A 19,175-nucleotide genomic window follows, 5' to 3' on the forward strand; every position below is an offset into this window, starting at 1 on the left:
GCACAGGGTGCCCCCCCTGTGCTAGGGCCGCAACGCCGCAATGCGCCGTCCAGACCACCTTCCCGGAGGGTTCGCACCAGAATCGGCGCTGGACAGCGTTGTGCTTCTTGCAAATAGGCACCGCTATTTGACGCGTCGCACGCCTTGCCAGCACCGATTCTGGTGCGAACGCGTGCCCTCCTATTTATGAAATGAGTTCTAAAGGATCAGGGGGTGTCGCAGGGAAAGAGTTCGACCACGGGCACCTTGTCCACCGGGCCGGCGATGTCCTTCATCGGGTGGCATAGACCGTCCCAGCACATTTCGTAGTCGGCGACATAACCCGAACGCGCGAGCCGCACGCGCGGCAGCGGCGGCAGTGCGGGACGGTAATGCCACACGCCGTCCTTCAGGACAGCACCTTCGGGTGGCTCCATCCCGGCCCCGTGGCCCCGAACGCGCGCCTCCACCAGTTGCAGGCGCTGGTCGACGATACGGTAATCCTCTTCCCAGCGGATTTTCTCGATCGAGTGTGTCCACGCCAGCGTGAAACTTTGCAAGGGCAGCGCCACCGACAAGGCGGCGGCTGCCAGACAGAGTCCGCTCACGCCAATGCAAGCCTGCGTTTTTGCCAGACGTGCCACCCGAAAAATGCGATCGTCATCACAAATCCGATCTCGTCGGTGAGCGGCACGGCGGCAACCAGCATCAGCGCCGCAATGGCCGAGACGATGCGCTCAGCCGGTTTCAGCGGCGTGAGCAGGAAGCCCACGGCAGCCGCGCCCCACAGGGTGATGGCAAGCAAAGCTTTGACGACGACATAGACCACCGCCGGCACCGTCCACTGGCCTTGCAGCATCAAGGCCGGATCGTAGACCGCCATGTAGGGAATCACGAAACCGGCAATCGCAATCTGCGTCGCCTTGAAACCGATCTTCATCGGCGAATCTTTCGCAATCGAGGCAGCGGCAAATGCAGCCAGCGCAACCGGCGGCGTCAGGTCGGCCATGATCCCGAAATAGAACACGAACATATGGCTGACGATCAGCGGCACACCGAGCTTGAGCAAGGCGGGCGCGGCGATCGAACTGGTGATGATGTAGTTCGGAATGGTCGGAATCCCCATGCCGAGCACCAGGCACACCAGCATCGTCAATACCAGCGACAGGAACAGGCTGGTTTCGCCGACTTGCAGGATGAAGCCCGCAAAACTGGATGCCGCGCCGGTCAGCGTCAGCACACCAATGATGACGCCGACAATCGCGCAGGCAATCCCCACCGGCAGCGCCTGCTTGGCGCCATCGACCAGGCTCATCTTGATGGTGTGAAGCGTCTTCATGCCGCCCTTCACCTGCAGGCAGCCAAGCGCGAGTACGGCAATGACAGCCAGCACCGGGTAGATGCCCCATTTGGTGAAGGTCGCTGCAGCGAGACCGACCGCGACCCAGAATACGTAACGGAATGCCAGTTTCGACAGGCTTGCCGCAATGGAGGCACCGAGGATGAGGATCGCGGTCAGCGCCAATCCCGTTATACCCGCAAACATCGGAGTGAAGCCGTGGAACAGCATGCCCACCAAAGCGGCCAGCGGCAGTACCAGGTACCAGCTCTCTTTCAGTGCACGCCACGGATTCGGGCATTGGTCCTTCGGCAAGCCCGACAATCCCGCCCGGCCCGCTTCCAGGTGCACCATCCAGAACGCGGTGCAGTAGTAGAGCACGGCCGGAATGACTGCCGCCTTCACGATCTCGACATAAGGCACGTTCAGCGTCTCGGCCATGATGAATGCGACCGCCCCCATGACCGGCGGCATGATCTGACCGCCCATGGATGCAGTGGCTTCCACCGCGCCGGCGAATACCGAGGTATAGCCGAAGCGCTTCATCAGCGGAATCGTGAATTGTCCGACGGTCAGCACGTTCGCCACGCCCGAACCGGAGATGGTGCCCATGAAGCCGGAAGAAATCACCGCGACCTTCGCCGGTCCGCCCTTGGCATGGCCGACCAGTCCCAGTGCGAGGGAATTGAAGAGATTGATCATGCCTGCGTGCTCAAGGAAGGCGCCGAACAGGATGAACAGGAAAATATAGGTTGCCGACACCATGGTCGGAATGCCGAAGATGCCTTCCGTACCGGTGTACAACTGCCCGACGATCTGGTCGAAGCCGTAGCCGCGATGCGCGAGCACGCCGGGCAGGTATTGTCCGAACATGCCGTACGCAAGGAAGGTTCCGCACACAATGGGCAGCGCGGGGCCGAGGATGCGGCGTGCCGCCTCGAACACCATCACCACCATGATCGTGCCGACCACCATGTCCGCGGTGCTCGGGTCGCCCGCGCGCACGATCAGATCCGCTTCAAAGATCCAGTGATAGAACGACAGAGCGAAGCCTGTGATGGCGAATAACCAGTCGTACCATGGAACTTGCGACAGCTTGGAACCCTTGAAAGCCGGATACAGCAGGAAGATCAACGGCAGCAGGAAGCCCACATGCAAGGACCGGATCACCAGGCTGGATAGCGGCGAGAAGGCGGCGACAATGAGCTGGTAGGTCGAAAACAGCAGCGAAAAGGCAACGATGAGTTTCAGCGTCTTGCCGCCGAGCTTGCGCTGGACACCGTGTTCCTGGAACTCCTCTGCGTCAGCGGGCGCGTGCCCATGCGCGTGAAGATCGAGATCGGACATGTACATCTCCTTGGGTGGTATCGATGCGGGTCGGCGCATGCGCCGCCCGCATTCTTTTTAATGCTTGTGTTACTTGATCACGCCGACTTCACGATAGTACTTTTCCGCACCGGGATGCAAAGGAACCGGCATGCCAATGGTCGCGGCCTCTCTCCGGATCGACTTGGCGGCGGCATGCGCGGCCAGCAGTTGATCGAGGTTCTCGAACATGGACTTCGTCATCTTGTAGACGGTGTCTGCAGGTACGCCTTCGTGTGTCACAAGGAAGTTCTGCACAAAAGCTGTCGGTACGGCAGCGGTCTGGCCCTCGTACGTATTGGCCGGCACCACGCCCGACTGATAAGCCGGATCGCCCACCTTCAGCACCACTTCACGCGGGACAGGCACGATCACCATCTTGATCGAGGTGGCGAGGTCACGCAGGGAGGACACGCCAAGGCCGGCCGATTGCAGGGTTGCGTCGAGCTGGCGGTTCTTCATCAACTCCACCGATTCGCCGAACGGCAGGTATTCAACCTTGGCAAAATCGCTGTAGCTCATTCCGGCAGCCTTGAAGATGGCGCGTGCATTGAGTTCGGTGCCGGACTTCGGCGCACCGACGGAAATGCGTTTGCCCTTGAGGTCAGCCAGCGTCTTGATGCCGGAGTCGGCGGACGCCACGATTTGAATATAGTTCGGATAAATGCCCGCAACACCGCGCAGTTTTTTCAGCGGCGCATTGAAGCCGGCTTCCTTGTCGCCCTTGTATGCGTCGGACAGGGAATCGCCCAGAGTGAAGGCAATTTCGCCACGTCCGGCTTGCAGCAGGTTCAGGTTTTCGGCGGACGCCTTGGTCGCCTGCACCGAGACCTTCGCATTCGGAATCGCCTTGCTGTAGATCTGCGACAGCGCCACGCCCATCGGGTAATACACCCCGCTCGTACCACCGGTCAGGACATTGATGAACTGCTGTTGCGCCTGGGCCGGGCCCGCAGTGAGCAGTGCAACACCCGCCAACGTCAACATGCGACGTATAAACATGAATTTCATCCTCATCTCCTATTTGATTTATAACGAGGCAAATGCCTTCTCCATTGTATTAGCACTCGGCGTGCCATGTGTATCGCCACTGCAAAAGCGCGCTAAGCCGTTGAAAACGTGCAGGTTTTCAATTTGCTTCAAAGAAGGCGAATTGCGTGATGGATGGAAATCCGGAATCGTTGCCCTGTCGATGTGCGAAAAACGTGACGACTTGGGGTGTGGAGAAAGGGAGGAGAGGAAGGATGGCGGAGCAGCGAATGTGCTCCGCGCGGCAGTTTTTCAGCAGCCTGCTAGCGGTATTCGCGCTCGCGCAGCCACTTGGTGGCGATGAACTTCACGCCTTTTTCAACAGGCTCGCCGGCGTGCAAGGTTTTCTGGTCCGGCGTGCCATACGGGTCTGTATTGGCAAAGAACACGGAACAGCCTTTCTTCGGTTGCACCTGCAAACCCAGATTGGGAAAGGAAGTGCCGCCGCCCTGCTCCACGTCGCTCAGGTAGGTCACGATGGTCCCGACACGTTGCCCGCCGCGCTCAAGGTGCTTGCGCGGTCCGGGCAATGCCGGATCGAACCAGTCGAAGTGGGGACGGTATTCGTTGCCTTTTTCATAGCGCAGCAGTTGCATGCCCTCGCCATTCTCCACAGGCCAGTGCACAAGCGCGCCCAGCCGCGCCTCGATGCGCGCCACCAGTTCCGTTTCGCCTCGCTGCAGCATCGCGCCGCGGCTGGTGCGGTAGGCGGTCACCTCGTTGCTGCCGTCCTTGTCCGCCACCACGGGCGAGCGCTCCAGGCGCTGCTCGCCGTAGCGGATCAGCAGATCGCATTCCTCATGGCTCAGCACATTGCCGAGCAGGACAATGCGCGGTGCCTTCAGGCTGAACAAGACCTCGATGACCTGCTCGCCCAGTTGGATGGTATTGCTGCTGGTATCGACTTCCGGCATCGGCTGGCGCTGCGGGCGAGCTGCCGACATGCGCGACGATCGCCGCGCTTCCTCGATCGCCGCCTGCGCCAGTCGCGCGTCGAACTTGCCGTCGCGGACCATGACATGCGCCATGCTGCCCGGCTCGCAGGAGCGAGCGAGATTGTCCCTGATCCAGATCTGCCATTCCTGCGGCAGGCTTGCCAATGGAGAAGCCATCATCATGCAATCAGTCCTTGAAAATCCTTCAATGAAATCAACACACGGTACTTGACAAGAATGCTAGACGTGGCCACAGCACCGTAATTGCTATGGCGCAAGGAATCGCCAAAAGTTCCTTGCGCAAGGATGACTTGCGCAAAGATTGAGGGTTATTCCCGGAAAATGGTCAGACTGGATTGATTCGAAGACAAGATTTAGCTGACGAGCTTTTGCCATGGCTGGGTCGTCCGCCACGGCGCGATCCATTCTTCGGGGATGATGAGACTGAGCGCACCGATGTCCGCCACCAGACTGCCCAAGGCGGCGGTCGTGACGGAAACGCCGCTGGTCAATGCCGGAAACCGTCTTTCGATTTCTTCAAGAACGATGGGAGCAAGCCAGTCGCCGTGATGCAGCCAGACGCTGCCGCCGACGGCAAACCTGCGCGTATCAAGTGCCGCCGTCAAGTTGTACAAGGCGCGGCCGAACCATTGCGCGGCTTCGGCGGCAGTCTCGCGCGCCTGCTCGTCGCCGTCGCGCGCCGCGCGAAACAGCTCCGAAGTCGAGGTATTCAGCCGCCGGCCGACATTGCGGCCTGATATCAGGCCCTCGAGGTCGCCCCGATTGCCGCATCCGCACAGCGCATCCGTCTGCTCGCTCATCAGCATGTGTCCGGCATGGCCGGCGTTGCCGTGCTTGCCATGCAGGATATGTCCATCCACACAAAGGCCGAAGCCGATGCCGGTGCTCCAGGTCACGTACACGCAATCGTTCTCGCCCTGCAAGGCGCCAAAGGTCCGTTCGGCGGCGAGCGCCGCGACGCAATCGTTCTCGATGACCAGCTTGTCGAAACGTTCGCGCAGCACCTGTTCCAGCGGGATCACATCCCAGTCGTTCGGCAAGTCGACTGCGGCGGTGTGGCCGCCGCAAAGATTGGGCGTGGACAAGCCGAGAAATCCCTGCTCGCGCACAAACGGCCCGCAGGAAGCGATGCCGGCGATTTTCACCGCGGCGGGGTCCACACCGGCCTGCGCGCATGCGTCATCCATCAGCGCGATCGCCTGGTCGGGAAGCGCCCGCACCGGCCCGCTTTTCACCGTCGGCCTGGTGACCCGCGCGAGCGGTCCTTCCGGGCCGGCCACGATGGCCGCAATCTTTGTTCCGCCGATGTCGATCGCGCCGATATGTGTCGCGTTCATCACAACCTCAACAATTCGAAAAAAAAGATGGCCCCTTATCGGTCGTCAGTCGTCGCTATGTCGTCGCTATGTCGTCGCTATTTCCAGCCAGTTGCGAGCGCCAGTCGAACGCAGCCTCTCGATGACGTGCGTCAGGGCCAGCGTCATATCGCGCAGATGGGGCAGGTAAAAATCGGCTGCGCTGCTTGCGCCATGTTCGACTCTGATCGACAAAACGTTCTCGCGCCGCATGCGGAACACGTCCTCATCGGTCACGTCATCGCCGATATACAGCGCGCTGCGTGCCTTGCTGGCCTGCATCAACTGAACCAGCGCATCGCCTTTGTGGCGGGCGTCCGGCGCAAGCAGGTTAAGCACAAACTTCCCTTCGATGACCCGTGGGGAAGGCGCCAGCCTTGCCACGGCTGCCGCGAGTTGCTCAAATGCTGCGGCAGGATCATGCGCCAGACGGTAGTGCACGGAAAGCGAGTAACGCTTGTCTTCCAGGCTGATGCCCGGATCCATGTTGCGCAAGGCGTCCGCGAGTTGCGCATGCCAGCTGCGGCATTGCGCTTCGTGTTCAGCGGCATAAGACTCCCAGCCGGGAACACCTTCGATGCCGTGATTGCCGATCAGGAAATCCGGAGCAAAGCCGACGCGCTCACGGATGTCTTGCAGCGAACGGCCGGTGATGATTGCCACCGGCGCGTAGTCCGACAAGCGCAGCAGGTGCTCGCGCATCTCGTCCGGCAGACGCGCCTCGCTCGGCGTCTTCACAATCGGCGCCAGCGTGCCGTCGAAGTCGAACGCGCACAACAGGCCCGGCCGCGCGATCTCGGCAAGGCGCGACATTCCAGTCTCTGAAAACAGCAGCTTCATGCTCACACCACCCGGCGCAAGGATTTGCGGCTGTGCGAGCGGATCTTGGTCGTAATCCGTTCGCGCTGCCGCAGGCGTGCCGCATCGAGCAGCATGCGGCCTGCCCAGCGATAGATGTTGAAGTCTTTTACCAGCGCCCGCATGCTGCGCATGCGCTCACGCTGCTCGATTTCAGGCATGGTGACAGCGCGGTACAAGGCATCGGCGCTCTGCTCGATATGATATGGATTGACCACCAGTGCTTCATGCAATTCGCGCGCCGCGCCCGTGAACTGGCTCAGGACCAGCACGCCGCGCTCATCGTCGCGTGCCGCGATGAATTCCTTCGCAACCAGATTCATGCCGTCATGCAGGCTGGTCACCATGCACACATCCGCCGCGCGGTAATAGCGATTCACCTGTCCCGAGTCGTGGTGCTCGGCCTTCAGGATGATCGGCTGATAATTGCCGCTGGAGAAGCGACTGTTGATGCGTTGCACCAGCATGCGCACGCGCGCCTCGAAGTTCTGATACTCGTCGAGTGAGGATCGCGTGGGCGCGGCGATCTGGATCATGGTGAATTTGCCGACCAGATAAGGATGCAATTCCAGCATGCGTTCGACTGCCTGAAAACGTTCCACAATCCCCTTGGTGTAATCGAGCCGGTCCACGCCAACCGCCAGCAAATGGTCAAGCGGCATGCCGTGCTCCTCGCGAATCGATGATCTGCATTCGGCCACGCTTGGCTGCACGATGTTGGGCTCCGGCCAGGCAATCGAAATCGGGTACGGCTCCACCTGGGTCAGCTTGCCGCCATAGGAAATGGTCGACGCCTCATACTCGATGCGCGTCTCCAGGTAGCGATCGACGGTTTCAAGGAAATTCTTGCAATGAAACGGCGTGTGGAAGCCGAGGATGGTGCTGCCAAGCAGCCCTTCGAGAATCTCTTCACGCCACGGACAGATGCCGAAGGACTCGGGATTTGGCCAGGGTATATGCCAGAACGTGATGATGGTTGCCTTGGGCAACACCTCGCGCACCATGCGCGGCAGCAGGGCAAAGTGGTAATCCTGCACCAGCACCACCGGATCATCGGTATGGGCTTCCTTGACCACCGCGTCGGCAAATCGCTGATTGACCGCGACATACTGCTCCCAGTCCGAGGAACGGAACACAGGCCGCACATGCGCAATATGGCACAGCGGCCACAAACCTTCGTTCGCGAAACCGTAGTAGTAGCCCTGCTCTTCCTCCTTGCTCAGCCACACACGGCGCAAGGTATAGGAAGGATTGCCGGGAGGGACAGGAACACGATCGTTGCGGTCGACGCTCTCGTGATCGGCTGAACCGCTGCCGTGCGCGATCCATGTGCCGGAGCAGGCGCGCATCACTGGCTCGACCGCGGTCACCAGTCCACTGGCCGGCCGCTGCACTTCGATGCCCTTCCGGGTGCGCATATGCAGGTACGGCTCGCGATTGGAGACCACCAGGATTTCATCGCCGGCCAATTCTTCGTGCAACAGCATGCGCAATTTTTCCGGCGTCCATAAATGCGTTACGTCATCGCGCGTCCGGCGTTCGATATTCAACTGGCGCAGCAGCACGCGCAGATCGCCCTCCAGCGGCCGCACTTCCGGCGGAGTCGACCGCTGTTGCGGACGCGGCCCGATTTCCCCGCGCAGAATGCTCTTGACCGACGAGATCCAGTTGCGCCAACTCAGATGCGCCACCACTACGGTGATCAGCGAAATCACGACCGCCATCATGGCAAACAGCACGATGATGTATTTCTTGGTATCCGCGCTGCGCTTCTCGATGAAGCTCATGTCGTGCACCAGGATCAGCTTGCCAAGATACTGGCCATCGCCCTCCAGCAGGCTCTCGGAGACATGCAGCGACCCCTGCGGGAACGACACCAGGGACGGTGTCTTGCCGCCTTTCTCCTGACCCATGTGGCAACCGAGCGAAGGCGGATAGGTAACCGTCTTGTAAAGCAACTTGCCGCCCGGATCGCAGAACCCGATGGCGTACAACCGTTCATCGCGCAACGCGCGTTCGAACAACTGGTTGATCTTTTTTTCCGATTTCTGCGGAACATACTCAAGCAGCGGATCCTGCAAGGCATTCGCGAGTGATTGCGAACGTGCATCAAGATCCCGTATGAACCAATGCAAAGTCAGGTTATCCACCAGCGGAACCACCGCATACGCGAACAAGCCAAGCACCAGTGCTAGCGGCAATACGAACCGCAATGAAAGACGGAATAATCGAAATGGCATAGCCTCTCCCATTCTTAACGACGCGGCCCGCGAGAAATTCCCGCGCGACCACGCGTATGAGCCCTAAAGCCAGTTTTTTTCGGAACCGACAATACGATGAACCGGAGCAGCACAAGGCTCTCTTCCGGCAGGAATCGATACCGCGCGACGGCGGCCGACGTTGAAGGAGACATCTGGGATGTCGAATGTACGAACGGCAACAAGCAGTGCCCTTTGTCCGCAATGTGTCTTTATCAAACTTAAATAAAAGATCATGAAATGCCGCAATAGTTCCTGCCTTGAGTGCACTTCTCGATGAAGGCTGCGACAGGGAAATTTATCGATGCGGGTATTGAAAGGCTGGGAAGAAATCAATGCATGTCGAGCGCGTTCTTGCCTCTCAGAAGCAGCGACAGTTCGTCGATCGGCAAGGCGCGGCTGAACAGGAAACCTTGCATTTCATCGCAACCGTTCTCGCGCAGAAACGCCAATTGCTCCTGGCTGGAAACGCCCTCCGCAATCACGCTCATGCCGAGGCTGTGCCCGAGTGAAATGATGGCGCGGGCGATGATGGCATCGTTCGGATCGGCACCGATATCCCGCACGAAAGATTGATCGATTTTCAGCCGATCGACCGGGAAGCGTTGCAGATAACCGAGACTGGAATAGCCCGTGCCGAAGTCGTCGATCGCGAGCCGCACGCCCATTTCCTTGAGATCGTGCAGGATCTTGATGCCCTCCTGCGGGTTTTGCATGACAAGGCTCTCGGTCAGTTCAAGTTCAAGAAAACGGGCATCCAGGCCGGATGTCTCGAGAGCCTGGCGCACCATCCCCACCAGCGATTCGCGCTCGAACTGGCGCACCGAGATATTCACCGCCACCCGCAAGGGCGGAAATCCGGCGTCCTGCAATGCCTTGCTCTGCGCGCATGCGGTGTACAGCACCCATTCGCCGATTGGAACGATGAGACCGGTCTCTTCCGCCAGCGGGATGAAAGCCGATGGCGGCACAATGCTCCCGCCGGCCGGATACCAGCGCAGCAGCGCTTCCGCACCGACGATCTGGCCGCTTCGCAGATCTACCTTGGGTTGATAGTGCAAGGCAAACTCGTTGTCCGCGAGTGCCTGGCGCAGTTTCGATTCCAGCGACAGCCGCTCCGTCACCCGCTTGTTCATCGCCGGCGTATAGAACTGGAAGTTGTTGCGCCCGCGGTCCTTGGCGCGGTACATCGCCGCGTCCGCGTTCTTGAGCAGCGTGTCGACGTCCTTTCCGTCCTTGGGATAGGTGCTCAGTCCGATGCTGCAACTGACGTAGAGCTTGTGGCCGTCGATACTGAACGGCCGGCCGATGGTCTTCAGGATCCGCTCCATCAGGACGGCGATGCTCTTTTCATCCTTCTGTCCCACCAGCACGAAGGCGAATTCATCGCCGCCGTAACGCGCCACGGTATCCTGCCCGCGCAGACAGGTAGCCAGGCGTTCTGCCACGCCCTTGAGCAATTCGTCGCCGACATTGTGCCCGAGACTGTCGTTGATGAATTTGAAGTTGTCGAGGTCCATGAAGCCGATCGTCACGAACGTATCGCTTCTCTGCGCAGTCGCGACGGCCTGCAGAATCCTGTCTTTCAGCACATTCCTGTTGGCGAGGGCAGTGAGCGAATCGAAATTGGCCTGGCGCTCAAGCTCCTTTTCGTAGCGTTTGACCTCGGTGATGTCATTGAGCACACCGACAAAATGGGTGACATTGCCATCCGGACCGCGTACCGGCGCGATATGCACATCGTTCCAGAACAACTCGCCGTTCTTGCGGTAATTGCGCAGCAGGACCGAACTTTCCTCACGATTGCGCACCGCGCGCCGGATAGCCGCCACCCCCGCCTGATCCGTATCCCGAGCCTGCAGAAAGCGGCAATTCCACCCCACCACTTCGGCCACCGAGTAGCCGGTGATCCGCTCGAACGCGGGATTCGTGTACTCGATATTGCCGGCCAGGTCGGTAATGATGATGGCATTGACGCTGGCTTGTATGGCCCGATTGCGCAGGCGCAGTGACTCCTCGGACTGACGCCGCTCCGTGATGTCGAACCCCATGCCGGACACGCAGGCCTGGCCGTCGAGATCGATCTTTACGCCGGTGAAGTAGTAAGGAATTCTCTCGCCGCTGTGCGTGATCAGGTCCGCCTCCAGCGACGCCTCGCCTTTGAGCAAGGCGCTCCGCATTCTTTCTTCCGCCAGCTCCTTGTCCGCATCGCTCCCGAAGAAATCGCGCAGGCTTGCCCTCGCCACTTCGTCATGGCTATACCCGGTCACCCTCTCGAAGTTCCGGTTCCAGCGCAAGAACTTTCCCTCCTCGTCAAATACATAGAAGATTCCCGGCAGGCTGTCGATGATTGCCTGCGAGTGCGCCGCCTCCTTTTCCCTTTCGTCGAATTGCGCCTTGAGGGTGGCGTTCGCAATGTTGAGCGCCGCGGTCCGCTCGGCCACCCGGTTTTCGAGATGCTTGTGCGACAAGCGCAGTTGCTGTTGCGTGCGGTCGCGCTCCCGTATCGTGCATGCCAGCGTATCGAGGCTCTTTCTCAATTCGAGCTGCGCCACCACCTCGCGCCCGAGAATGCGCAAGGCCTGCAACTGCGCGCGTGTCAGCACGCGCGGCACATTGTCGAGCACGCCCAGTGTGCCGACCGCAAAACCGTCATGTGTAATCAGAGGCGCTCCCGCATAGAAGCGGATGAAGGGCGGGCCGGTAACCAGGGGATTGTCGACGAAACGCGCATCCTTCTGCGCGTCGTTGACAATAAACAAGTCGCGTTGCTCGATTGCATAATTGCAGAACGCAATTTCACGCGGCGTTTCGTCAACACTGATGCCGATCTTGGCCTTGAACCATTGACGGTTTTCGTCAATGAGCGTGACAACCGCCATCGGTGTGTCGCAGATATTGGCCGCCAGTGTCGTGATATCGTCGAACTGCGGCTCCGGCGCAGTATCCAGAATGCGGTATTGGTTGAGCGCTTCGAGGCGCATTCGCTCGCCCGCGTCGCCGGACCAGGTCTTCTGCGTCATTTCCTCTGCTTGGCCTTCGAATGAAATGATGTTCAGGGCAAGTCGACTGCTTGACTTCGCCGGAAAAGAAACGCGTTATCACTTGATACATTTTGGATTCGACGCAGCCGCGTCGGAAACGTTCTCCCGTTCGAACCGTCCTGCTCGAACGCGTCGTGCACTCCGGCAAGCCAAATATCTCTTTCGGTTGTCGCACAATGTCCACACAGGCGGGCAATGTGTATACTCATACCATTACTTTTTCGCGCAAGTTGGATGCCGAGAGCGCCAAAGCGGGCCGCAGGACGCGTGCAACAGGAATTTCTACACTCTATGGATCATCAAGTCGTCGACACCCAAATCTCCCCCGAAGGCCGCCTGGACATCCTCTCCAAGTCCGAAGTCGCAAAATTGCTCGATACCAGCCAGGGCGGTTTGTACAACATATTCCGGAACTGTTCCCTCGCAGTACTCAATTGCGGCAGCCCCTTGGACGACGGCAAGGAATTGCTCGAGCGCTACAAGTCTTTCGAGATCAGCATCATCCAGCGCGAGCGCGGCATCAAGCTCGACATCAAGGGCGCGCCGGCCATCGCCTTCGTGGACGGCAAGATGATCAAGGGTATCCACGAACATTTGTTTGCCGTCCTGCGCGATGTCATCTATGTCAATGACGAGATCCACGACAATCCGAAGTTCGATCTCACCAAGTCCGAAGGCGTCACCGACTCGGTCTTTCACATCTTGCGCAACGCCAATGTGCTTAGGCCGATGACCAATCCGAACCTTGTCGTGTGCTGGGGCGGGCATTCGATTTCGCGCGAAGAATACGACTATTCGAAGAAGGTGGGCTACGAACTCGGCCTGCGCGGCCTCGACATCTGCACCGGTTGCGGTCCGGGAGCGATGAAAGGCCCGATGAAAGGCGCGACCATCGCGCATTCCAAGCAGCGCATCATCAATGGCCGCTATCTCGGCCTGACCGAGCCGGGCATCATTGCGGCGGAATCGCCGAACCCGATCGTCAACGATCTGGTCATTCTTCCCGATATCGAAAAGCGCCTCGAAGCCTTCGTGCGTGTCGGACACGGCATTGTCGTTTTTCCCGGCGGCGCCGGAACTGCCGAGGAAATCCTGTACATCCTGGGCATCCTGCTACACCCCGACAACGCCAAGCTGCCCTTCCCGCTCATCTTCAGCGGCCCGGTCGGCGCCAGGGACTATTTCGAACAGATCGATCACTTCATCGGCGAAACCCTCGGGCCGGAAGCGCAGCAGCGCTACAAGATCATCATCAACGATCCCGCCAAGGTCGCACAGGAAATGTATGCGGGAATCAAGGCAGTACGCGAATTCCGCAAGGAGACCACTGACGCCTACTACTTCAACTGGCTGCTGAAAATCGACCACGAGTTCCAGATGCCGTTCATCCCGACGCACGAGAACATGCGCAATCTCCACCTGCAGAAGAACCAGGAGCGGCACCTGCTCGCGGCCAATCTGCGCCGCGCGTTTTCGGGTGTGGTTGCGGGCAATGTCAAGGATCAGGGCATTCGCGCCATCGAACAGCACGGCCGGTTCGAAATCCATGGCGAGAAGAGCATCATGGATCCGATGGACGCCTTGTTGGCATCCTTCGTCGCGCAGCATCGCATGAAGCTGCCGGGCAAGAAATACAATCCCTGCTACAGGATCGTCAAGTAAGGAGCCGGCTCGTCGGTGGCGCTCTGCGGTGCCTCGACGAGCGGTGAAGGAAAGGGCTAGAGGACGGTGTCGCCGATGCTGCCCGCGCCGAACAGGAGCGATTCCACCGCCCGCTCGAACACCGGCGCGTATTCGACCGGAACGACTTCCTCGTTATTCAATGCCTCCAACAGCGAAGCAAAGGTAAAGAGCACCAGACTTGCATCGCGCTCCTTCTTGAACAGATAGAGCGAGCGATGCGTGCTGACCCAGACCAGTTGCCCCGGCAGCATGGTGCCGTCCGGCGCACTGAACTCGACGCGCGTGCCGAGCAAGTAGGTTTGCGCCAGGAATTCCCTGTCGGCGGCCGATGTGGCCGGTGAATTCACGCCGACGTTGAGCTGGGCCTGCACCGCGAATCGGGCAAAGATATCCTCGATCACCGAGGCGCGCGGCTGAGGCGGTTCGCTCAAGCCCCATGACGCGCGATCCCAACTCACCATCAAACGCGAAAACGCCTGACGCAAATCCTCCAGACTGGGCATCTCCTTGCCGCCGCCCTGCGCTCCCCGCAATACCTGCGTGTGCAAGGCCACCAGCTGATCCAGTATCTGCGCGCTTTCATCGTCGGGCAGCTGAATCAGCACCAGGGCTTCGCGCAAGCGCTTGACCAGTTGCGGAAGCAGCCGCATCAGCGCGCTGCGCTCCTGCGGATTCTGCTTTTCCTGAATGCTCCAGAGCAGATCAGGCAGGACACCGCGATATTGCTGGAACAGGCTGTCGGTCTGTTCGGGCGGAATCTGCTTTTCGAGGTCACGCCACGATGCATGGACCAGCACATGCGGCCAGATATTGATGACGAGATCGGAAATGCGTTTGTCCGCGTTCAGCGGCAGCAACACGTCGCACAGGGAATTGGTGGTGTTACTCAGCAGGACGCTGAACTTCTCCGAGGCTTCCACTGCTTCGATGCCGCGCGTCGTCTGGCTGTCGTCCTGGCGCAGATGTTCGGTGAGAAAGTGCTCGAATTCCTGCGTGCTGATGGCAAAAATCGTCGTGCTGGTTTCGAATTCTTCCAGAATCTTGCGAACGATCCGGTCAATTTCAGCCGCGAGATTTTTCCCCGACGCCGATGCCGTATCGGCCGAGACGGCGGCCGAGCTCATCCGGTTCAGCAACTGGCGCGCCGGATGTTCTTCGTCATGCATCAGGTCCGGTTCCAGGATCGCGGCCTTCAGGATCGGGATCTGCAAGCGTCCGATGAGCGCGCGCAATTCTGCCGGAATCTGCTCGTCCTCGAGAATGAACTCAAACAGCATGGACACCACTTCCACCGTCATGCGTTCCATCGTGGACGCGTTATCCAGATTGATCTTCTCACGCAGCGCCGACAATTGATTCTTGCCAGGCTCCACGCCTTCGCTGATCGGCTGTCCAAGGGCCGCCATCCTCTGGTATTTGCTGAGCTGGCTCACAAGCGGATTGCTCAACGCTCCGGGCAGCCCATCGCCACCCTGGGTTCCATGCGTCCTGGAAGGATTGAACATCTTCCTGATGAAATCCTGCACGGACGCCGGCGAGTTCCCTGAAGCTGCATCGGCGCCGCCCTTCGACTCGGACTGTATTGTTTCGGACAAGCGTTGCAGGCCGGCACCGACACGTGCATTGAAGTACTCGGCACCGCCGATGCCACCCGGTGGAGCGCCGAAATAACGCTGATGATGCGAAGCCCTGGAACGCTGCGCCTGGAAGGCTCCGCGCACGCCTGCCGATTCGAAAACCTCGCGGATTGCGCTGTAATAGCCCGGCAGATGCTGGATCATTGCGTTCGACAGATGGTCGAACAACAGCTTTGCCTTGGCATCGTCGGTGCTTTCGCGGATTGCCTCATACAGCGCGCGTGCGAGCAGATAAGGACGAAAGGGGTTTTCACGCTCGCGCGCCTCGTGCTGTCCGTGCATCTGGCCGATGATCACGTTGAGCCGACCGATCGCCTCCTCGTTGGCTTCGCGCATGCGCTCGGTCAGGCGTCCGACTTCAATCTGATGATTGACGACTTCATCGTCGATCAGCGACAGCTCATCGGCAGTCAGCTTGCGCATGCCCGAGCGCAGATCGACATACATGGTCTGCATTGCACGTTCCAGGTAATTGCGGAAGAGCACGTCGATGCTCCGCAGGAAAACATTGCCTTCCTGGCGCAGAAAATGCCGGACGGAGGTCAACGCCGTCTGATCCAGCCCGGACTTGGCCGCCAGGAGCAGATCGACAATCCCTTTGTCGGCATCCTGCATGGCGCGCTGCACAACGGCGAGAAAGCCGAACAGTGCCTTGTCCTTCGCGGAGTGGATGAGACGCTTGTATTCTGTGTCTGCCATACCTGTCGTGGTTCAACGGAACGTTGAGCAATATATTAGCTGCAAATCATATCCCAGCAGGAACAAGAATGTGCATAAGCGGCAGCAATTTATACGCCGAACTTCATCCAAGTCATGAAGTTCGCGCGACGCCGCCGCTCACTCCGGCGCAAGGAGTTCAAGCTCCGGCTTGTCGAGATAGCACCACTCTCCCACATCCAGATCGAGCATGTCGAGCGTCAGCTTGCCGATAGCGGTGCGGCGCAGGGCAAGGCAATGATTGCCTGCAGCGGCCAGCATGCGCTTGACCTGATGGTATTTCCCCTGCTCGAGAACGATCTCGATACTGTGCTGTTCGAGGCGGCGGCAAGAGCTCGCGGCAAGCGGCGCGGGTTCATCATGCAGTTGCACGCCCGCAAGAAGCTGCTCCACCAGTGCGTCGGTCACCGGCGCATCCGTTGTGGCGACATACAGCTTGGGAACGTGGCGTTTTGGAGACGATTGCGCATGGATAAAGGCGCCGTCGTCGGACATCAGCAACAGGCCGGTGGTGTCATGGTCGAGCCGCCCGACCGGCTGTACGTCGCGCCAGGTGAATTGCTCCGGAAGCAGTGTCAGCACGCCGGGATGATGGCTCGGCTTGCGCGAGCATTCATAGTTCGCCGGCTTGTTCAACGCAAGGTAGACGTGCTCGCGGTACAGCCATTCCTCGCCAAACACGGCGAATGCAAGACCATCGGTTTCAAAACTTGCGCGATAGTCGGTCACGGTTTCGCCGCCGACAGCAACCTCTCCATCCTCGATCAGGCTGCGGCACCATTTTCTCGTGCCGAAGCCCTGCGTCTGCAATATGCGATCCAATGTCAATTTACTCATGGCGAGACTCTATCAGAAGGTGAGCTGCCGCGTGACGCGTTCTGCATTCGACGCTATGATTTGTGCAAGCAAAATGACATTGCCAGATTTTTAACGTTCAGCGCAATATTTCCACATTTTCATGCCATCCTCTTCCGAACCGCTTATCGATGCCGATCATGCCGACTTCATGCAGCGCGGCGTCGGGATTGGCGTCGCCGCCTGCGACAGCCACAACATCCCGACATTGGCGCGCGCCATCGGATGCCGTGTGTCGCCGGATCGCCGCAGCATCACTGTTTTCATCTCTGCGACACAGGCAGCCCCGGTACTGAAATGCGTGCGTGACAACGGCGCGATTGCCGTCGTTTTCAGCGAACCATCGACGCATCGTACCGTGCAGGTGAAAGGCAAGGATGCCGTCGTCGGAGGGCTCGCCGAGGGCGACCAGGAAATCCTCGCGGACTATCGCACCGCGTTCATGCGGCAGGTTTCGCCGCTCGGCCACGCCGAAGTCCTGGTCCGCACTCTTCTTACCCGCCCGTCCGCCGACATCGTCAGCCTGAGCTTCACGCCGTATGCGGCATTTTCGCAAACGCCCGGACCGAGAGCCGGCGAACCGCTGCAGAGGCACCCATGACGCTCAAGGTCGATGCGATTCGCGAATGCCTCGAAGGCGTGATTCCAGGCACGGTAGCCACCGCATCTCTCGATGGCACGCCGAATATCGCGTACCTGTCACAGGTGCAGTTCGTGGACAGCGACCACGTCGCGCTCTCCTACCAGTTCTTCAACAAGACGCGCCAGAACATCATGGTCAATCCGCGCGCCGCGCTGGTCGTGACCAGTCCCCTGAGTGCCACGCAATACCGGCTGTCGCTGGAATACCTGCGCACTGAGACGTCCGGCCCGCTATTCGAGAGCATGAAGGCCAAGCTGGCGGGCATCGCCTCGCACACCGGCATGAGCGGCGTGTTCCGCCTGCTCGGCTCCGATGTATTTCACGTGCTTGATATCGAGCGCCTGCCCGGCGAATCCCTGCCCGCGCCGCCGCCGCAACACAACCTGCTGGCCGCGCTGCGAACCTGCACCGAACGGCTGGCGCCCTGCACCGACCTGGAAAAACTGCTATCGGAAACCCTGTCCTGCCTCGACCGGCAGTTCGGCATCCATCACACCATGGTGCTGATGCTCGATGAGGCAAGCCAGCGCCTGTACACGGTCGCCAGCCAGGGTTACGAGGAATCCGGCGTCGGCTCCGAAATCCCTCTTGGGCAAGGCGTCATCGGCGTGGCCGCACGCGAAGGCACACCGATACGCATCGGCCATATGAATTCCGAATACGCGTACAGCCGCGCAATCCGCGAAAGCGCGGAGCATAGCGACTGGGCCAGCGCGCTGGAAACCGAGATTCCCCTGCCGGGCCTGCGCGAGTCGCGCAGCCAGCTCGCGGTGCCCATCCTCGCATCGCAGCGCCTGCTTGGCGTGCTGTATGTCGAAAGCCCGCGCGACCTGCGCTTTACTTACGACGATGAGGATGCGCTGGTCAGCCTGGCGGGCCAACTCGGCATGGCGATGCATCTGTTGCAGCAGGCCGCCGAAAGCAGCGAGGATGCACCGGCCGCGTCTGCAGATCCTGAGCCGGCCAAGGGCTTGCCGCTGGTAATTCGCCACTTTCCGGAAAACGACAGTGTATTTCTTGGCGACGACTACCTGATCAAGGGCGTTGCCGGCTCGATTTTCTGGACCTTGCTGCGCGATTACGCGGACAAGCAACGCACCGAATTCACCAACCGCGAACTGCGATTGGACTCCCGCGTCCGCCTGCCCGACGTGAGCGACAACCTGGAAGCCCGGCTGATCCTGCTCGGCAAGCGCTTGATTGAACGCAATGCCGCGATCCGGATTGAAAAAACAGGCCGTGGCCGTTTCCGTCTGCGCGTGGATCGTCCGATACGCCTATCCGAAGCCTGATTCATCCGCATGCCGCCTTGGCGTGCGGCATGCGATCCCCTCTTTTCCCTCTTCTGTTGCCTGCAGGTTGTTGAAATCCGGACAGGATTTCGCAGGCATGCGCGTAGCATTTCCTAAAACTTCATTCAATAAATCTTAAAAAAATCTTAAGCCCGAAAACCAGCG

14 protein-coding genes are annotated in these 19,175 nt (G+C 59.7%); 4 read left to right on the top strand and 10 right to left on the bottom strand.

Annotated elements, in window-relative coordinates; genetic code table 11:
* Positions 1–206: 206 nt before the first annotated feature.
* The 3 genes from E6W33_RS10195 to E6W33_RS10205 form a co-directional block, all read right to left on the bottom strand.
* Positions 207–587, bottom strand: coding sequence for a DUF1850 domain-containing protein (locus E6W33_RS10195; protein ID WP_136417144.1), 381 nt, complete (start codon positions 585–587; stop codon positions 207–209).
* The gene (locus tag E6W33_RS10200) at positions 584–2,665 is read right to left on the bottom strand and encodes a TRAP transporter permease (RefSeq protein ID WP_136417146.1); all 2,082 of its coding nucleotides are present in this window, start codon (positions 2,663–2,665) and stop codon (positions 584–586) included. Before E6W33_RS10200 ends, E6W33_RS10195 begins: the two co-directional genes overlap by 4 nt.
* A gap of 69 nt (positions 2,666–2,734) precedes the next feature.
* The gene (locus E6W33_RS10205) at positions 2,735–3,685 is read right to left on the bottom strand and encodes a TAXI family TRAP transporter solute-binding subunit (RefSeq protein ID WP_211097313.1); all 951 of its coding nucleotides are present in this window, start codon (positions 3,683–3,685) and stop codon (positions 2,735–2,737) included.
* Between E6W33_RS10205 and E6W33_RS10210 the strand changes: the two genes are divergently transcribed.
* On the top strand, positions 3,684–4,016 hold the full coding sequence (locus tag E6W33_RS10210; RefSeq protein WP_136417148.1) for a hypothetical protein: 333 nt from the start codon (positions 3,684–3,686) through the stop codon (positions 4,014–4,016). The genes E6W33_RS10205 and E6W33_RS10210 overlap by 2 nt on opposite strands.
* On the opposite strand, the gene E6W33_RS10215 is transcribed toward E6W33_RS10210, so the two are convergent.
* The 5 genes from E6W33_RS10215 to E6W33_RS10235 all read right to left on the bottom strand — a co-directional run bounded on the left by E6W33_RS10215 (position 3,976) and on the right by E6W33_RS10235 (position 12,162).
* Positions 3,976–4,830, bottom strand: coding sequence for a 2OG-Fe(II) oxygenase (locus tag E6W33_RS10215; RefSeq protein ID WP_247869605.1), 855 nt, complete (start codon positions 4,828–4,830; stop codon positions 3,976–3,978). The two genes, E6W33_RS10210 and E6W33_RS10215, sit on opposite strands and share 41 nt — an antisense overlap.
* 191 nt (positions 4,831–5,021) lie before the next feature.
* Complete coding sequence (locus E6W33_RS10220) at positions 5,022–6,005, bottom strand: ROK family protein (RefSeq protein WP_136417150.1); 984 nt, start codon at positions 6,003–6,005, stop codon at positions 5,022–5,024.
* 66 nt (positions 6,006–6,071) lie between these two features.
* On the bottom strand, positions 6,072–6,863 hold the full coding sequence (otsB, locus tag E6W33_RS10225; RefSeq protein WP_136417152.1) for a trehalose-phosphatase: 792 nt from the start codon (positions 6,861–6,863) through the stop codon (positions 6,072–6,074).
* Positions 6,864–6,865: 2 nt separating this feature from the next.
* Positions 6,866–9,121, bottom strand: coding sequence for a trehalose-6-phosphate synthase (locus E6W33_RS10230; RefSeq protein WP_136417153.1), 2,256 nt, complete (start codon positions 9,119–9,121; stop codon positions 6,866–6,868).
* Positions 9,122–9,471: 350 nt separating this feature from the next.
* Positions 9,472–12,162 carry an EAL domain-containing protein gene (locus E6W33_RS10235; protein ID WP_136417154.1) on the bottom strand — a complete coding sequence of 897 codons (2,691 nt, stop codon included), beginning with the start codon at positions 12,160–12,162 and terminating at the stop codon, positions 9,472–9,474.
* Between the two features lie 312 nt (positions 12,163–12,474).
* Here E6W33_RS10235 and ppnN point away from each other — a divergent pair, with 312 nt between their 5' ends.
* Positions 12,475–13,845: a nucleotide 5'-monophosphate nucleosidase PpnN gene (gene ppnN, locus E6W33_RS10240; RefSeq protein ID WP_136417155.1), complete on the top strand. Its 1,371-nt coding sequence runs from the start codon at positions 12,475–12,477 to the stop codon at positions 13,843–13,845.
* 56 nt (positions 13,846–13,901) lie between these two features.
* On the opposite strand, the gene E6W33_RS10245 is transcribed toward ppnN, so the two are convergent.
* Complete coding sequence (locus E6W33_RS10245; RefSeq protein WP_136417156.1) at positions 13,902–16,202, bottom strand: DUF1631 family protein; 2,301 nt, start codon at positions 16,200–16,202, stop codon at positions 13,902–13,904.
* A 138-nt stretch (positions 16,203–16,340) separates the two neighbouring features.
* Positions 16,341–17,057, bottom strand: a complete 717-nt coding sequence (locus E6W33_RS10250; RefSeq protein WP_136417157.1) for a 16S rRNA pseudouridine(516) synthase — start codon at positions 17,055–17,057, stop codon at positions 16,341–16,343.
* A gap of 121 nt (positions 17,058–17,178) precedes the next feature.
* On the opposite strand from E6W33_RS10250, the gene E6W33_RS10255 reads away from it, so the two are divergent.
* Positions 17,179–17,676: a hypothetical protein gene (locus E6W33_RS10255; protein WP_136417158.1), complete on the top strand. Its 498-nt coding sequence runs from the start codon at positions 17,179–17,181 to the stop codon at positions 17,674–17,676.
* Positions 17,673–19,010: a GAF domain-containing protein gene (locus E6W33_RS10260; protein WP_136417159.1), complete on the top strand. Its 1,338-nt coding sequence runs from the start codon at positions 17,673–17,675 to the stop codon at positions 19,008–19,010. The genes E6W33_RS10255 and E6W33_RS10260 overlap by 4 nt, the downstream gene beginning before the upstream one ends.
* The last annotated feature ends 165 nt before the right edge of the window (positions 19,011–19,175 follow it).

Source organism: Herbaspirillum sp. ST 5-3, assembly GCF_004804275.1.
Lineage (GTDB): Bacteria > Pseudomonadota > Gammaproteobacteria > Burkholderiales > Burkholderiaceae_D > Noviherbaspirillum.

What these genes read in the sequence shown, in the direction of transcription:
- E6W33_RS10235 (WP_136417154.1), bottom strand. Translation starts at nt 12,162, where the DNA reads ATGACGCAGAAGACCTGGTCCGGCGACGCGGGCGAGCGAATGCGCCTC.
- E6W33_RS10210 (WP_136417148.1), top strand. Translation starts at nt 3,684, where the DNA reads ATGAATTTCATCCTCATCTCCTATTTGATTTATAACGAGGCAAATGCC.
- ppnN (WP_136417155.1), top strand. Translation starts at nt 12,475, where the DNA reads ATGGATCATCAAGTCGTCGACACCCAAATCTCCCCCGAAGGCCGCCTG.
- otsB (WP_136417152.1), bottom strand. Translation starts at nt 6,863, where the DNA reads ATGAAGCTGCTGTTTTCAGAGACTGGAATGTCGCGCCTTGCCGAGATC.
- E6W33_RS10255 (WP_136417158.1), top strand. Translation starts at nt 17,179, where the DNA reads ATGCCATCCTCTTCCGAACCGCTTATCGATGCCGATCATGCCGACTTC.
- E6W33_RS10205 (WP_211097313.1), bottom strand. Translation starts at nt 3,685, where the DNA reads ATGTTTATACGTCGCATGTTGACGTTGGCGGGTGTTGCACTGCTCACT.
- E6W33_RS10250 (WP_136417157.1), bottom strand. Translation starts at nt 17,057, where the DNA reads ATGAGTAAATTGACATTGGATCGCATATTGCAGACGCAGGGCTTCGGC.
- E6W33_RS10200 (WP_136417146.1), bottom strand. Translation starts at nt 2,665, where the DNA reads ATGTCCGATCTCGATCTTCACGCGCATGGGCACGCGCCCGCTGACGCA.
- E6W33_RS10215 (WP_247869605.1), bottom strand. Translation starts at nt 4,830, where the DNA reads ATGATGATGGCTTCTCCATTGGCAAGCCTGCCGCAGGAATGGCAGATC.
- E6W33_RS10230 (WP_136417153.1), bottom strand. Translation starts at nt 9,121, where the DNA reads ATGCCATTTCGATTATTCCGTCTTTCATTGCGGTTCGTATTGCCGCTA.
- E6W33_RS10245 (WP_136417156.1), bottom strand. Translation starts at nt 16,202, where the DNA reads ATGGCAGACACAGAATACAAGCGTCTCATCCACTCCGCGAAGGACAAG.
- E6W33_RS10220 (WP_136417150.1), bottom strand. Translation starts at nt 6,005, where the DNA reads ATGAACGCGACACATATCGGCGCGATCGACATCGGCGGAACAAAGATT.
- E6W33_RS10260 (WP_136417159.1), top strand. Translation starts at nt 17,673, where the DNA reads ATGACGCTCAAGGTCGATGCGATTCGCGAATGCCTCGAAGGCGTGATT.